This is a genomic window from Streptomyces sp. McG3, assembly GCF_018619185.1.
GTDB lineage: Bacteria > Actinomycetota > Actinomycetes > Streptomycetales > Streptomycetaceae > Streptomyces.
The window spans coordinates 64,296-79,344 of sequence record NZ_JAAXYC010000006.1 but is presented as its reverse complement, the minus strand read 5'-3'; the positions used below and the strand labels follow the sequence as shown (position 1 = coordinate 79,344).

Here is a 15,049-nt window from a genome sequence, read left to right as displayed (position 1 = left end):
CGGCAACCCCCGTCTCCGTACGCGGCGGGCCCGCCCTGCCCGGCGCCGACACGGCCGCCGTCGCAGCCGACTGGGACGTCCCCGCGCTGCGGCCCGCCGAATCGACCGACACCACCTACTAGGAGCCCCCGTGCAACGGCAGATCTTCACCGAGGAGCACGACGCCTTCCGCGAGACCGTCCGGGCCTTCCTGGCCAAGGAGGTCCTCCCGTACTACGAGCAGTGGGAGCAGGACGGCATCGTCTCCCGGGACGCCTGGCTCGCCGCCGGACGCGCGGGACTGCTGGGGCTCGCCGTCCCGGAGGAGTACGGAGGCGGCGGCAGCGACGACTTCCGCTACAGCGCCGTCCTCGCCGAGGAGTTCACCCGGGCCGGGGCCCCCGGACTCGCGATCGGCCTGCACAACGACATCATCGGCCCCTACCTCACCGGGCTGGCCACCGACGAGCAGAAGCGGCGCTGGCTCCCCGGCTTCTGCTCCGGCGAGACCATCACCGCGATCGCGATGACCGAGCCCGGCGCGGGCTCCGACCTCCAGGGCATCCGCACCACCGCCGAGGACCGGGGCGACCACTGGCTGCTCAACGGCTCCAAGACCTTCATCTCCAACGGCATCCTCGCCGACCTGGTCGTCGTCGTCGCGAAGACCACCCCCGACGGCGGGGCCAAGGGCCTCTCGCTGATCGTCGTCGAACGCGGGGCGGAGGGCTTCGAGCGGGGCCGCAACCTCGACAAGATCGGCCAGAAGTCCCAGGACACCGCCGAGTTGTTCTTCGACGACGTCCGCGTCCCCAAGGAGAACCTCCTCGGTGAACTCGACGGCGCGTTCATCCACCTGATGACCAACCTGGCCCAGGAGCGCATGGGCATAGCGGTCGCGGGGATCGCCGCCGCCGAGCACCTGCTGGAGATCACCACCCGGTACGTCAAGGAGCGCGAGGCCTTCGGACGCCCGCTCTCCAAGCTCCAGCACATCCGCTTCGAGATCGCCGAGATGGCCACCGAGTGCGCCGTCACCCGGGCCTTCCTCGACCGGTGCATCGTCGACCACTCCGACGGCGTCCTGGACGCCGTCCACGCCTCCATGGCCAAGTGGTGGGCCACCGAACTGCAGAAGCGCGTCGCCGACCGCTGCCTCCAACTCCACGGAGGCTACGGCTACATGAGCGAATACAAGGTCGCCAAGGCGTTCACCGACGGCCGTATCCAGACCATCTACGGCGGCACGACCGAGATCATGAAGGAGATCATCGGTCGCTCGCTGCTCGCCTGAGCCGCCCCTCACCGGGCGGCCCGAGCCGCCCCTCACCGGGCCGACAACCACCCTCGAAAGGCAGCTGTCTTGAGTACCGAAGCATTCGTCTACGACGCGATCCGCACCCCGCGCGGCCGCGGCAAGGCCAACGGCGCCCTGCACGGCACCAAGCCGATCGACCTGGTCGTCGGCCTCATCCACGAGATCCGGGGCCGCTTCCCGGACCTCGACCCGGCCGCCATCGACGACATCGTGCTCGGCGTGGTCAGCCCGCTCGGCGACCAGGGCTCCGACATCGCCCGTATCGCCGCCATCGCGGCCGGCCTGCCCGACTCCGTCGCCGGGGTCCAGGAGAACCGCTTCTGTGCCTCGGGCCTGGAAGCGGTCAACCTGGCCGCCGCCAAGGTCCGCTCCGGCTGGGAGGACCTCGTCCTCGCCGGTGGCGTCGAGTCGATGTCCCGGGTGCCGATGGGCTCCGACGGCGGGGCCTGGGCCATGGACCCGATGACCAGCTTCGAGACCGGCTTCGCCCCGCAGGGCATCGGCGCCGACCTCATCGCCACCATCGAGGGCTTCAGCCGCCGCGACGTCGACGAGTACGCCGCGCTCTCCCAGGAACGTGCCGCCGCCGCCTGGAAGGACGGCCGTTTCGCCCGCTCCGTCGTCCCCGTCAGGGACCGCAACGGCCTCCTCGTCCTCGACCACGACGAACACCTGCGCCCCGGGACCACCGCCGACTCCCTCGCCGGTCTCAAGCCCTCCTTCGCGGGCATCGGCGAGATGGGCGGCTTCGACGCGGTGGCCCTCCAGAAGTACCACTGGGTCGAGAAGATCGACCACGTCCACCACGCGGGCAACTCCTCCGGCATCGTGGACGGCGCGTCGCTCGTCGCCATCGGCTCCCAGGAGGTCGGTGAGCGCTACGGCATGACCCCGCGCGCCCGTATCGTCTCCGCCGCCGTCTCCGGCTCCGAGCCCACCATCATGCTCACCGGCCCCGCCCCCGCCACCCGCAAGGCGCTCGCCAAGGCGGGGCTGACCATCGACGACATCGACCTCGTCGAGATCAACGAAGCCTTCGCCGGAGTCGTCCTGCGCTTCGTCAAGGACATGGGCCTCTCCCTGGACAAGGTCAACGTCAACGGCGGCGCGATCGCCCTCGGCCACCCCCTCGGCGCGACCGGCGCGATGATCCTCGGCACCGTCATCGACGAACTGGAGCGCCGCGACCAGCGGTTCGGCCTGGTCACCCTCTGCGTCGGCGGCGGCATGGGCATCGCCACCGTCGTCGAACGCATCTGACCTTCCAGGGCCCGGCCCCACCCGCTTACGGAGAAGACACCGACATGACCGAGAGCACGACCATCCGCTGGGAACAGGACGAGACCGGCGTCGTCACCCTCGTCCTCGACGACCCGAACCAGTCCGCCAACACGATGAACCAGGCCTTCAAGGACTCCATCGCGGCCGTCGCCGACCGCGCCGAGGCCGAGAAGGACTCCATCCGCGGCATCATCTACACCTCCGCGAAGAAGACCTTCTTCGCCGGCGGCGACCTCAAGGACATGATCAAGGTCGGCCCGGAGAACGCCCAGGACGCCTTCGACGCCGGCAACGCCATCAAGGCCTCGCTCCGCCGCATCGAGACCCTCGGCAAGCCCGTCGTCGCCGCCATCAACGGGGCGGCCCTCGGCGGCGGTTACGAGATCGCGCTCGCCTGCCACCACCGCGTCGCCCTCGACGCCCCCGGCTCCCGCATCGGCCTGCCCGAGGTCACCCTCGGCCTGCTCCCGGCGGGCGGCGGCGTCACCCGGACCGTACGCCTCATGGGCATCGCCGACGCCCTGCTCAAGGTGCTGCTCCAGGGCACCCAGTACCCGCCGCGGCGTGCCCTGGAGAACGGCCTCGTCCACGAAGTCGCCGCCACCCCCGAGGAGATGACCGAGAAGGCCCGCGCCTTCATCGACGCGAACCCCGAGTCCCGGCAGCCCTGGGACGTCAAGGGCTACAAGATCCCCGGCGGCACCCCGTCCAACCCGCGATTCGCCGCCAATCTGCCCGCCTTCCCGGCCAACCTGAAGAAGCAGCTCGCGGGCGCGCCGATGCCCGCGCCGCGCAACATCCTGGCGGCGGCCGTCGAGGGCTCCCAGGTCGACTTCGAGACCGCCCTGACCATCGAGGCCCGGTACTTCACCGAGCTGGTCACCGGCCAGGTCTCCAAGAACATGATCCAGGCGTTCTTCTTCGACCTCCAGGCCGTCAACTCCGGCGCCAACCGCCCGGGGGGCATCCCCGAGCGGCCCGTCCGCAAGGTCGCCGTCCTCGGCGCCGGGATGATGGGCGCGGGCATCGCCTACTCCTGCGCCAAGGCCGGGATCGAGGTCGTCCTCAAGGACGTCTCCACCGATGCGGCCGCCAAGGGCAAGGCGTACAGCGAGAAGCCGCTCGCCAAGGCCCTCTCCCGGGGCCGTACGACCGAGGCGGAGCGCGACGAGCTGCTGGCCCGGATCACCCCCACCGGCGACGCGGCCGACCTCGCGGGCTGCGACGCGGTGATCGAGGCCGTCTTCGAGGACACCGCCCTCAAGCACAAGGTGTTCCAGGAGATCCAGGACGTCATCGAGCCGGACGCGCTGCTCTGCTCCAACACCTCCACCCTCCCGATCACGGCCCTCGCCGAAGGCGTCTCGCGCCCCGACGACTTCATCGGGCTGCACTTCTTCTCGCCCGTCGACAAGATGCCACTCGTCGAGATCATCAAGGGCGAGCGCACCGGCGACGAGGCGCTCGCCCGCGCCTTCGACCTCGTACGACGCATCAAGAAGACGCCGATCGTCGTCAACGACTCGCGCGGCTTCTTCACCTCGCGCGTCATCGGCCAGTTCATCAACGAGGGCGTCGCCATGATCGGCGAGGGCGTCGAGCCCGCGTCGATCGAGCAGGCCGCCGCCCAGTCCGGCTATCCGGCCAAGGTGCTCTCCCTGATGGACGAGCTGACCCTGACCCTGCCGCGCAAGATCCGCGACGAGACGAAGCGCGCGGTGGAGGAGGCCGGCGGCAGCTGGCCCGGCCACCCCTCCGACGAGGTCATCGACCGCATGGTCGACGAGTTCGGCCGCCCGGGACGCAGCGGGGGAGCGGGCTTCTACGACTACGACGAGGACGGCAGGCGGGCCGGTCTCTGGCCCGGACTGCGCGAGCACTTCGCGCAGCCCGACGCGGACGTCCCCTTCGAGGACATGAAGGAGAGGATGCTCTTCTCCGAGGCCCTGGACAGTGTCCGCTGCCTGGAGGAGGACGTCCTCGTCTCCGTCGCCGACGCCAACATCGGCTCCATCATGGGCATCGGCTTCCCGCCGTGGACCGGCGGCGTCCTCCAGTACATCAACGGGTACGAGGGCGGCCTGCCCGGCTTCGTGGCCCGCGCCCGGGAACTCGCCGAGCGTTACGGCGACCGCTTCCTGCCGCCCGCGCTGCTGGTGGAGAAGGCGGAGAAGGGCGAGACCTTCCACGACTGACGCGCTCGCGCGCCGCGTTCACCGTCACTCGGCGGTGAACGCGGCCCGCAGCTCCTCCTTCAACGATCGCTGAAACGCCGTCACCAGCGCCTGCACCACGATCGGTTGCATATCGGCGGACAGCGACTTCATCGCCGCCACATGCTCCGGGTCGCCCTCACGCTCCCGATAGGGGTTCCACACCTCGTCCCGGAACAGCCGGGTCATCTCCTGGGCGGCCGAGCGGGTGTGCTCCAGCAGAACGGTCCGCGCCGCCAGGATCGTCTCGTGCGCGATCGGCACGTCCAGCAGCTCCACCCCGAGCCGCAGCAGCCCCGGATCCACCCGGTACGCGCCGCCGTCCTCCTGCGGCCGGACCAGCACCCCCATCGCCGCCAGCCGCTCCACATCCGCCTCCGACAGCACCCGCCCGGCCCGCCGCTCCAGCTCGGCCCGCGAGAAGTCCTCGGTCCGGTCCGGCGCCCAGGACGCGACCAGCGCCCGGTGGATCGCCAGATCGTGGGCGCTCAGGTCGGGCGGCAGCTGTTCCAGATAGCGTTCGATCGCCGCCAGCGTCATGCCCTGCTGCTGGAGCTCCTCGATCAGCGCGAGCCGCGCGAGATGGTCCGGCCCGTAGTGTCCGACCCTGCGGGGCCCGATGACCGGGGGCGGCAGCAGGCCCCGGGTGCTGTAGAACCGCACGGTGCGCACGGTGACACCGGCCCGCGCCGCCAGCTCGTCCACCGTGAGCGTCGGCTCGTCGGTCCCCGTCGCCATCAATGCTCCCCGCCGGTCGGATCCGCGTATCGGACAGTGCTGGTGTCTCACCAACACTGTGAAAGTCTCCGGCACCATCGCCCCGCCGTCCACCCCGGGCCCGTTGTCAGTGGCGGCCCGTACGGTGAGGTCATGCCGGAGATCACTTACGTACGGGGGGACGCCACCGCGCCGCAGGGCAAGGGCGTCAAGCTGATCGTCCACGTCTGCAACGACCTGGGCGGCTGGGGCAAGGGTTTCGTCCTGGCCCTCTCCCGCCGCTGGCCGGAGCCCGAAGCCGCCTACCGGCGCTGGCACCGGGAGCGCGCGGGCAACGGCTTCGCCCTGGGCGCGGCGCAGTTCGTGCGGGTGGGGCCCTACCTCTGGGTGGCCAACATGATCGGCCAGCGGGGCATGCGCACCGGTAGCAAGGGGGTGCCCGTGCGGTACGAGGCGATCGACACGGCGCTCGGCGCGGTGGCCCTCGAGGCGGGCGAGCTGGGGGCCTCGGTCCATATGCCCCGGATCGGCTGCGGGCTCGCGGGCGGCAAGTGGACCAGGATCGAGCCGCTGATCGAGCGACGCCTGATATCCGCCGGCCTGCCGGTGACGGTGTACGACCACGACTGACCGGGCCGTCGGCGGCCCCCGACCCCGCCCCAGGGGTTCTCCCGGGGGCGAGGGATCATGGAGGAGAGGGACAGGGGACGGGCAGCGCACGGCAGGCCCGCCGGGACCGCGGGAGCACCGATGAGCAGCGCGACCGACGCGAAGAAACCCGAGCCGCCTCCGCCCGGCGGGGTGCTGTGGAGCCTGTCCGGGGACATCCGCGCCCTGCTGATGCTGCCCGCCGCCCTCACCCTTCAGGTCGCCCACCCGGCCGTCGGCGCCGGCGTCGACGAGCACTCCGTCTTCCGTACGGATCCCTGGGGGCGCGGTGAACGTTCGCTGCGCTCGCTCCAGCTCTGGGTCTACGGCGGCGCGGAGGCCGCGGCGGAGGGCCGCAGGCTGCGGGTCCTGCACCGCACCATCCAGGGGACCGACACCCGCGGCCGCCGCTACCACGCCCTGACGCCCGCCAACTACGCCTGGGTCCACGCCACCGGCTTCCCCGTCTACCAGCACGCGGCCCGGTATCTGATCCGCCCGATGAGTCCCGCCCAGGAGCGTGCCCTGTACGCGGAGTGGCTCCAGGTCGGCCGGATCCTGGGCATCCACGACCGGGACATGCCCCGGACCATCGAGGACTTCTGGCCGTACTGGGAGAAGATGCTCGCGGGGGAGATCGAGGCGACCGCCGTCGTCCGGGAACTCCTCGCCACCGACCAGCCCGTCCCGCCGCCGGACCGGGGGCCGTGGCCGCTCCGGCTCCTGCTGCGGGCGCTGTGGCCGGTGCTGCTGCCGCCGCTGGCCCGCTTCCGCCGGTTCGTCACCATCGGGCTCATGCCGCCCGACGCCCGCATGGCCATCGGCCTGCCGTGGACCCCGGACCAGGAGAAGCGGCTGCGCCGGATGTGCGCGGTGCTGCGGGTCGTCGTCCCCGTCCTCCCGGAGCGGCTGCGCTATCTGCCCCGGGCGCGAGCGGCCCGCGCCGCGTCGCGTACGGCGGGACGGGGCGCCCGCGCCGCCGAGGCGCGTCGGAACGGCTGAACGCCCGCCGCTCCGACGCCCCGGGACAGGTCAGCGGTGGTCGTGGCCCGGGGGCTCCCGGCCGGCCCCATCACCGTGGTCACCGTGGTCGTGCACGGTGTTCGTCGCCGCGATCTTCTGCCAGGAGGCGGGGCGCTCGACCCGCGCCGCCGTCCGAGCCGACAGCGCGCCCTCGGCGACCCCCGCGTCGGCCGCCGCCGGAAGCGCGGGGCGCGACGGCCGGTACAGCCAGGTGTCGAAGAGCGCGGCGAGCGGCCTGCCCGAGACCCGCTCCGCGTACCGGACGAAGTCGCCGACGTTCGCGTTGCCGTACGCGTGCTCGGCCGGCCAGCCCTTCAGCAGCTCGAAGAAGGCGGCGTCGCCGACCTCGTTGCGCAGCGCCTGGAGGGCCAGCGCGCCCCGGTCGTAGACGGCGATGTCGAACTGCTTGTCCGGGCCCGGGTCGCCCGGCTTCACCTTCCAGAACGGGTCGTCGGCCGGGTGCTGGGCGTAGGTGTAGTCCGCCAGCTCCCGCGTGGTGCCCTCGCCCTCCTTCTCCGACCAGAGCCACTGGCTGTAGCGGGCGAAGCCCTCGTTGATCCAGATGTCCTTCCAGCCGTCGACGGAGACGCTGTCGCCGTACCACTGGTGGGCCAGCTCGTGGACGACGACCGATACGTTGGCGCCGCCCGCGAACTGCTTGGGGCTGTAGAAGGGCCTGGTCTGGGTCTCCAGGGCGAAGCCGCTCGTCACGTTCGGCACGTAGCCGCCCAGCGCGTTGAACGGGTAGGGGCCGAACACCCCGGTCAGCCACTCCGCGACCTCGGTGGTCCGTTCGATGCTGGCGCGGGCCGCACCGGCGTTGGCTCCCAGGTCCTTGCTGTAGGCGTTCAGGACCGGCAGGCCGTCCGCCGTCCTGTCGGTCGTGATGTCGAACCTGCCGATGGCGAGCGTCGTCAGATAGGTCGCCTGCGGCTTGTCGGAGCGCCAGTTGAAGCGGGTCCAGCCGAGCTTCGAACTCTGCGACTGGAGCACCCCGTTGCTGATCGCCTGAGTGCCGTCCGGAACGGAGACCGACACGTCGTAGGTCGCCTTGTCCAGGGGGTGGTCGTTGCTCGGGTACCACCACACGGCCGACTCCGGCTCCTGCGCCGCGACCCCGCCGTCCGGGGTCCGGGCCCAGGCGGTCCAGCCGTTGATCTTCAGCTCGGAAGGCTTCCCGGCGTACCGGACGACGACGGAGATGTCCTTGCCCTTTGTCAGGGGAGCCGCCGGGGTGACCTCCAGTTCGTGGTCGCCGCTCGTGGCGAAACGGGCCGTCCTGCCGTTCACCCGCACCTCGGAGACGTCGAGTCCGAAGTCGAGGTTGAAGCGGGACAGCTCCTGCGTGGTGGTGGCGAGGATCGTCGCCGTGCCCTCCAGCAGGTCGGTCGTCGGCCGGTACTTCAGCCGCAGGTCGTAGTGGGACACGTCGTAGCCACCGTTTCCGGCGGCCGGGTAGTAGGGGTCGCCGATACCCGGGGCGCCCACGGTGCCCGGTGAGGCCACTGCCGGGATCGCCAGCAGAAGGGTGGCCGCCAGTGCGCCGGGGACGATGAATCTGCGGTGCACGCACACTCCACATGGTCGGGTCGGATGATCTTCCGACCGGTCTTCATGAGGCTATGCACGGGGCGGAGCAGGACGTGCCGTTCCGGGCGCCTCTGTCACACGATCGCCATTCCGTCGTCACGGACGGCCCGCACGACAGCAGTGATCAACCCCTGTTGCCCAGGAGTTGACCGGGGTAACGTCCGCACATTGCCGACAGCCGGACGGGCGTCACGGCGCCCGCCCCCCCATGTTCCGGAGGCCGCTGATGACCCCTCGCATCTCTCGCGCGCTCCGCCTGCTCAGCCCGCACCCGTGGCTCGCGCCGGTCGCCGGCCCCGCCCGGCCGCGGTCGGCGTCCGCGCGCCGCGGGGCGAGAGCGCTGCGCCGGACGGCCGTGGCGGCGGCACTCGCCGGACTGGCCCTCCCGCTCGCCATCGCGCCCGCCGAGGCCGCCCACCGCCCGCCGCGCACCGGGTTCGAGACGAGCGAGGGGGCCCGCTGGACCGGCGAGGCGGAGGAGCGGTCCTTCCTCGCCGCGGTGGACCGGGGGAGCGACCGGGTCTCCGTGGACCGCGTCGGAACCACCGGTCAGGGCCGCCCCCTGCGCCTCGTACGCGTCGGCCAGGAACGCCCCGGGGCCACCACGGTGCTCCTGATCTGCAGCCAGCACGGGGACGAGCCCGCCGGGCGCGAGGCCTGTCTGACCACCATCCGTGACCTGGCGTTCGCCGAGGACCGGGCGACCCGCGCCTTCCTGGCCCGCACGACCCTGCTGGTGCTGCCCACGGCCAACCCCGACGGACGCGCCGCCGACACCCGCGGCAACGCCGACGGGGTCGACGTCAACCGCGACCACATCGCCCTGGAGACCGCCGAGGCGCGGGCCGTCGCCACCGTCGTACGCGACGAACGGCCCCAGGTGATCTACGACTTGCACGAGTACGGCGCGACCCCGCCGTACTACGACAAGGACCTGTTCGCGCTGTGGCCGCGGAATCTCAACGTCGACGACCGGGTCCACGACGTCTCGCGCACCCTCTCCGAGCGGTACGTCCGCCCCGCCGCGACGGCGGGCGGCTACAGCAACGGCCACTACGGCATCTGGACCGACCCGGCCACCGGGGAGCCCGTCAAGCAGGTCGCCGGCGACGGTCAGGAACGCATCCTGCGCAACACCTCCGGCCTCAAACACGCCGTCGGCCTGCTCATCGAGTCCCGGATCGACGCGCTGAGCGACGCGGAGAAGGACGATCAGGCGCTCAACCACCGGCGCCGGGTCCACTCCCAGCAGACGGCGCTCGGGGGTCTCTTCGCCTTCACCGACGAGCAGCGCGCCCGGCTCCGGACGGCCACCGCCCTCGCGCGCCTGACCGGCCTCGCCGACCGGGGGCCCGTGTACCTCGGCGGCGCCGACAACGACCCGGCCGAGCCGGCGGAGGTCCTCACCGACCCACCGTGCGGCTACCGGCTCGACGCGTCCCAGTACGCGGCGGTGAAGGACGAACTGGCCCTGCACGGCGTCTCGGCCCGGCCGGAGGAGAGTGGCGCGTTTGTGCCCTTGCGTCAGTCGGCTCGACGCCTGATTCCGCTGCTTCTCGATCAGCGGGCGACATATCACCTCACAAACGGTCAAGCCAGAACTGCTTGTTGATCCTTCGAGATCCGGGGCAGGTGTGGTACTGCCTACGGAGAGCGTTTTTCAGACTCGGTGAAAGGTGCCATTAGTGTCCCAGGACGACCAGACAACGGACGGGCGGGAAGTGCTGTCGGTCACGGCGGACCTTCCCCCCGAACCGCTCAGTACCAGGACCCCGACCACCGACCGGGTGGTGTTCGGTGTCACGGCGGTGCTCACCCTCGCCTTCGTCGTCTGGGGCGCGACCGCCACCGACTCCCTGGAGACCGTTTCCGGGAAGCTGCTCACCGGGCTGATCCACAACGGTGGATGGGCCTTCATACTGGCCGCGTCCGCCTTCGTCATCTTCGCCCTGTGGCTGGCCGTCAGCCGGTACGGAAAGATCTGCCTCGGCCAGGAGGGCGAGAAGCCGGAGTTCCGGACCATCTCCTGGATCGCGATGATGTTCAGCGCCGGTATGGGCATCGGGCTGATGTTCTGGGGCGTCGCCGAGCCCCTCGCACACTTCCGGACCCCGCCGCCGGGCACCGACCCCGCCGACTCGGCCGAGGCCATGCAGACGGCGATGGCCACCACGCTCTTCCACTGGACGCTGCACCCCTGGGCCATCTACGCCGTGGTCGGGCTCGCCATCGCCTACAGCGCCTACCGGATGCGCAGGCGGCAGACGATCAGCGCGGTCTTCGAACCGCTGATCGGCAAGCGTCATGCCTACGGCGGCGTCGGCCGCGTCATCGACATCCTGGCCATCTTCGCCACCCTGTTCGGCTCCGCGGCCTCCCTCGGCCTCGGAGCGCTCCAGATCGGCAGCGGCATCCAGGAACTGGACTGGCTGGAGAAGGCGGGCACCGGACTGCTCGTCACCGTCATCGCCGTGCTGACCGTCGCCTTCGTCGCCTCCGCGGTCTCGGGCGTCGAGAAGGGCATCCAGTGGCTGTCCAACATCAACATGGTGCTGGCCCTCCTGCTCATCGTGTTCGTCTTCATCGCCGGTCCCACGATCTTCGTGCTCGACCTGGTGCCCACCTCCCTCGGCGCGTACATCACCGACCTGGGGCAGCTCGCCGGACGCACCGAGGCGACCGGCGGCGGTGACGTGGCCGACTGGCTCGGCAGCTGGACCGTCTTCTACTGGGCCTGGTGGATCTCCTGGACGCCCTTCGTCGGCATGTTCATCGCCCGGATCAGCCGCGGACGCACGATCCGTCAGTTCGTCGGCGGCGTCATCCTGGTGCCCAGCACGGTCAGCCTGATCTGGTTCGCCGTCTTCGGCGGCTCGGCCATGAAGCTGGACGAGGCCGGGAAGCTCGGCGGCGCCGAAACCCCCGAGGCGCAGCTGTTCGGCGTCCTCCAGGAGTTCCCGATCGCCACGTTCACGAGCATTCTGGTGATGGTCCTGGTCGGCATCTTCTTCGTCTCCGGAGCCGACGCCGCCTCCATCGTCATGGGCACCCTCTCCCAGAAGGGCGTCCTCGAACCGGGCAAGTGGGTCGTGATCTTCTGGGGCGTCGTGACCGGGGCCGTGGCCGCGATCATGCTGCTCATCGGCGACGGCGAGGAGAACGCCCTCCAAGGGCTGCAGAACCTCACCATCCTGGTGGCCGCCCCCTTCGCCCTCGTCATGATCGGCATGTGCGTGGCCCTGATGCGGGACCTGCGCAGGGACCCGCAGATCGTCCGCCAGGAGTTCGGCGTGGAGGCGGTCGAGTCCGCGGTGATCGAGGGGCACGCCAAGTACGACGGCGACTTCGAGATCCGCATCGGCCCCGGGACCACGACCATCACGGACGAGCGCCACAAGCCCGACGCCACCGGATCGGGCTCCACGGCCACGGAGAAGCGCCCCTCCGACTGACCGGGGAACCGCCCGTCCGTTCCCTACCCGAACCGGAGCCCGCGACCGCCGACAGGCCGCGGGCTCCGGTACGTCGTGTCCCACCCGGGCGGGCCCGCTCCCGGCGGGCCCGTGCACCACCCGGCGCGCCCCGGTCAGCCCACCAGCGCCGCCGCCGCCCGCGCGCACCCCCAGGCCACGGTCACGCCCGCGCCCCCGTGCCCGTAGTTGTGCACCAGCAGACCGCCGCCCGGCAGCGCCTCCGCCTCGATCCGCACCCCGGCCTCCCGCGCCGGCCGCAGCCCCACCCGGTGCCCGAGCACCCGGGCCCCGGCGATCTCCGGCCGGATCCGCGCACACCGCGCCACGATCTCCCGCGCCGTCCCCGGGTCGGGCTCGGTGCGCGGATCGTCCGCCTCGGCCGTACCGCCCAGCACCAGGCGGCCCGGCTGAGGGAAGAAGTACGTCGTCGCCGCCGACGCCGGATCCGCCTCGGTGTACCACTCCTCGATCCCCGGATTCTCCACCGCGACCAACTGTCCCCGCACCGGCCGCACCCCGGCGTCGGGCACCAGCTCGCGCGCCCCGAGCCCCGTGCAGTTCACCACCACCGGGCTCCGCTCCGCCGCCTCGCCGAACCCCGTCACCGCCCGCCGCTCCACCGCGCCGCCCGCGGCCGCGAGCCGCCGCTCCAGCCACGCCAGATGGACGGGCATGTCCAGCAGCGGCAAGGTCACCCGCAGCCCTTCGGGCACCTCCACGGCGTCCTTCAGCCCGGCCGACCAGTCGCCCAGCGCCGCGAGCCGCTCCCCGCCGTGCAGCCCCGCCACCCGCCGTACGCCGGTCTCCTCCGGGGCGCCCGACAGCTCCTCGTAGACCGCCAGCGTCGCCAGCGACCAGTCGCCCACCCGCTCCGCCGGCTCGATCCGGTACGGCCACCACAGGGCCCCCGCCACGGCAGACGTCGTCGCCCCGGCCGGATCGCGCGACCAGACCCGCACCCGCAGCCCGCGCTCCGCCAGCGTCACGGCGGTGGTCAGACCGATGACCCCGCCGCCCACCACGATCACATCCGCCATCACGGTCACCCCTGTCCCCTCGGTACGCGTCCGTCGCTGCCCGGACGCTAACCGAAACCGGAAACCCGAGGCCAGGGGCACAGGGCGACGGGCATGGAGCGCCGGCGATTAGGATCGGCACCCTGATGACTGCCACTCTCGTCGCCAAGGACCTCGCCGCCGGACACGGCGACCGCACGCTCTTCGCCGGGCTCGACCTCGTCGTCGCCCCGGGGGACGTGATCGGTCTCGTCGGAGTCAACGGCGCCGGCAAATCCTCCCTGCTCCGGCTGCTCGCCGGACTCGACCGCCCGGAGGAGGGCGAGCTGCGGCTCTCCCCGCCCACCGCCACCGTCGGCCACCTCCCCCAGGAGCCCGAGCGCCGCGACGGCGAGACGGTGTCCGCGTTCCTGGCCCGCCGCACCGGCGTCGCCGACGCCCAGCGCACGATGGACGAGGCGACCGAGGCCCTGGTCGCCGGCGCCCCGGGCGCGGACGACGCGTACTCCGAGTCCCTGGAGCGCTGGCTCGCCCTCGGCGGCGCGGACCTGGAGGAGCGGGCCGAGCAGGTCGCCGCCGAACTGGGCCTGACCGTGGGCCTCGACCGGCCCATGACCGCGCTCTCCGGTGGACAGGCCGCGCGCGCCGGACTCGCCTCGCTGCTCCTCTCCCGCTACGACGTCTTCCTGCTGGACGAACCCACCAACGACCTCGACCTCGACGGCCTGGAGCGCCTGGAGCGCTTCGTGTCCGGCCTGCGCGCGGGCACCGTCGTCATCAGCCACGACCGCGAGTTCCTGATGCGCACGGTCACCAAGGTGCTGGAGCTGGACCTCGCCCAGCAGCAGATCAACCTGTACGGCGGTGGCTACGCGGCCTACCTGGAGGAGCGGGAGACCGCCCGCCGACACGCCCGCGAGGGCTTCGAGGAGTACGCCGACAAGAAGGCGTCCCTAGAAGCGCGCGGCCACATGCAGCGCTCCTGGATGGACAAGGGCGTCAAGAACGCCCGCCGCAAGGCCACCGACGGCGACAAGCTCGGCCGCAACGCCCGCAGCGAGGCCAGCGAGAAACAGGCCGCGAAGGCCCGGCAGACCCAGCGCATGATCGAACGCCTCGACGTCGTCGAGGAACCGCGCAAGGAGTGGGAGCTGCGCATGGAGATCGCCTCCGCCCCGCGCTCCGGATCCGTCGTCGCGACCCTGCGCGACGCCCGAGTGGCGCGCGGCGACTTCTCCTTCGGACCCGCCTCGCTCCAGATCGACTGGGCGGACCGGGTCGCCATCACCGGGGCCAACGGCGCCGGCAAGTCCACGCTGCTGGCCGCCCTGTTGGAGCGGCTGCCGCTGGACTCCGGGAACGCCACGCTCGGTTCGGGCGTCGTCGTCGGCGAAGTGGACCAGGCCCGCAAGCTGTTCCTCGGCGCGCAGTCGCTGCTGGACGCGTTCTGCGCGGCCGTGCCCGACACGGAACCGGCCGAAGTCCGCACCCTGCTCGCCAAGTTCGGCCTCCGCGCCGACCACGTGATGCGCCCCGCGACCAGCCTGTCCCCGGGTGAGCGCACCCGCGCCGCCCTCGCCCTGCTCCAGGGCCGGGGCGTCAACCTCCTGGTGCTCGACGAGCCGACGAACCATCTGGACCTGCCCGCCATCGAGCAGCTGGAGGCGGCCCTGGAGACGTACACGGGCACCCTGCTCCTGGTCACCCACGACCGGCGGATGCTGGAGGCGGTCCGCACGACCCGGCGCATCGAGGTGGCCGACGGCCAGGTCAAGGAAGTCTGAGCGGATC

At 71.8% G+C, this 15,049-nt stretch carries 11 protein-coding genes and 1 pseudogene; 9 read left to right on the top strand and 3 right to left on the bottom strand.

Annotation, left to right across the window (positions count from 1 at the left end; genetic code table 11):
- The 4 genes and pseudogenes from HET64_RS38635 to HET64_RS02145 all read left to right on the top strand — a co-directional run.
- Positions 1-122: pseudogene (locus HET64_RS38635) on the top strand (CoA transferase); the annotation flags it as partial.
- 8 nt (positions 123-130) lie between these two features.
- The gene (locus HET64_RS02155) at positions 131-1,273 is read left to right on the top strand and encodes an acyl-CoA dehydrogenase family protein (protein WP_215101594.1); all 1,143 of its coding nucleotides are present in this window, start codon (positions 131-133) and stop codon (positions 1,271-1,273) included.
- 69 nt (positions 1,274-1,342) lie between these two features.
- Positions 1,343-2,557 carry an acetyl-CoA C-acetyltransferase gene (locus HET64_RS02150; protein ID WP_215101592.1) on the top strand — a complete coding sequence of 405 codons (1,215 nt, stop codon included), beginning with the start codon at positions 1,343-1,345 and terminating at the stop codon, positions 2,555-2,557.
- A 44-nt stretch (positions 2,558-2,601) separates the two neighbouring features.
- Positions 2,602-4,773: a 3-hydroxyacyl-CoA dehydrogenase NAD-binding domain-containing protein gene (locus HET64_RS02145; protein ID WP_215101590.1), complete on the top strand. Its 2,172-nt coding sequence runs from the start codon at positions 2,602-2,604 to the stop codon at positions 4,771-4,773.
- Positions 4,774-4,797: 24 nt separating this feature from the next.
- On the opposite strand, the gene HET64_RS02140 is transcribed toward HET64_RS02145, so the two are convergent.
- On the bottom strand, positions 4,798-5,529 hold the full coding sequence (locus HET64_RS02140; protein WP_215101588.1) for a MerR family transcriptional regulator: 732 nt from the start codon (positions 5,527-5,529) through the stop codon (positions 4,798-4,800).
- Positions 5,530-5,661: 132 nt separating this feature from the next.
- On the opposite strand from HET64_RS02140, the gene HET64_RS02135 reads away from it, so the two are divergent.
- Together HET64_RS02135 and HET64_RS02130 are read left to right on the top strand one after the other, a co-directional pair.
- Positions 5,662-6,138: a macro domain-containing protein gene (locus HET64_RS02135; protein ID WP_215101586.1), complete on the top strand. Its 477-nt coding sequence runs from the start codon at positions 5,662-5,664 to the stop codon at positions 6,136-6,138.
- A 120-nt stretch (positions 6,139-6,258) separates the two neighbouring features.
- Complete coding sequence (locus HET64_RS02130) at positions 6,259-7,158, top strand: oxygenase MpaB family protein (RefSeq protein WP_215101584.1); 900 nt, start codon at positions 6,259-6,261, stop codon at positions 7,156-7,158.
- Between the two features lie 30 nt (positions 7,159-7,188).
- Here the strand turns inward: HET64_RS02130 and HET64_RS02125 are convergent, their stop codons facing one another.
- Entirely contained in the window at positions 7,189-8,748 is a 1,560-nt protein-coding gene (locus tag HET64_RS02125) for a M1 family metallopeptidase (protein ID WP_215101582.1), read from the bottom strand.
- Between the two features lie 247 nt (positions 8,749-8,995).
- Between HET64_RS02125 and HET64_RS02120 the strand changes: the two genes are divergently transcribed.
- Together HET64_RS02120 and HET64_RS02115 are read left to right on the top strand one after the other, a co-directional pair.
- Positions 8,996-10,381, top strand: a complete 1,386-nt coding sequence (locus HET64_RS02120; RefSeq protein ID WP_215101581.1) for a M14 family metallocarboxypeptidase — start codon at positions 8,996-8,998, stop codon at positions 10,379-10,381.
- A gap of 73 nt (positions 10,382-10,454) precedes the next feature.
- Positions 10,455-12,221, top strand: a complete 1,767-nt coding sequence (locus tag HET64_RS02115; protein WP_215101579.1) for a BCCT family transporter — start codon at positions 10,455-10,457, stop codon at positions 12,219-12,221.
- 134 nt (positions 12,222-12,355) lie between these two features.
- Here HET64_RS02115 and HET64_RS02110 read toward each other — a convergent pair whose 3' ends face one another.
- Positions 12,356-13,288 (bottom strand): FAD-dependent oxidoreductase, encoded by a 933-nt coding sequence (locus tag HET64_RS02110; protein WP_215101576.1) that lies wholly within the window; start codon positions 13,286-13,288, stop codon positions 12,356-12,358.
- A gap of 116 nt (positions 13,289-13,404) precedes the next feature.
- Here HET64_RS02110 and HET64_RS02105 point away from each other — a divergent pair, with 116 nt between their 5' ends.
- Positions 13,405-15,042: an ABC-F family ATP-binding cassette domain-containing protein gene (locus HET64_RS02105; RefSeq protein WP_215101574.1), complete on the top strand. Its 1,638-nt coding sequence runs from the start codon at positions 13,405-13,407 to the stop codon at positions 15,040-15,042.
- Positions 15,043-15,049 lie beyond the last annotated feature (7 nt).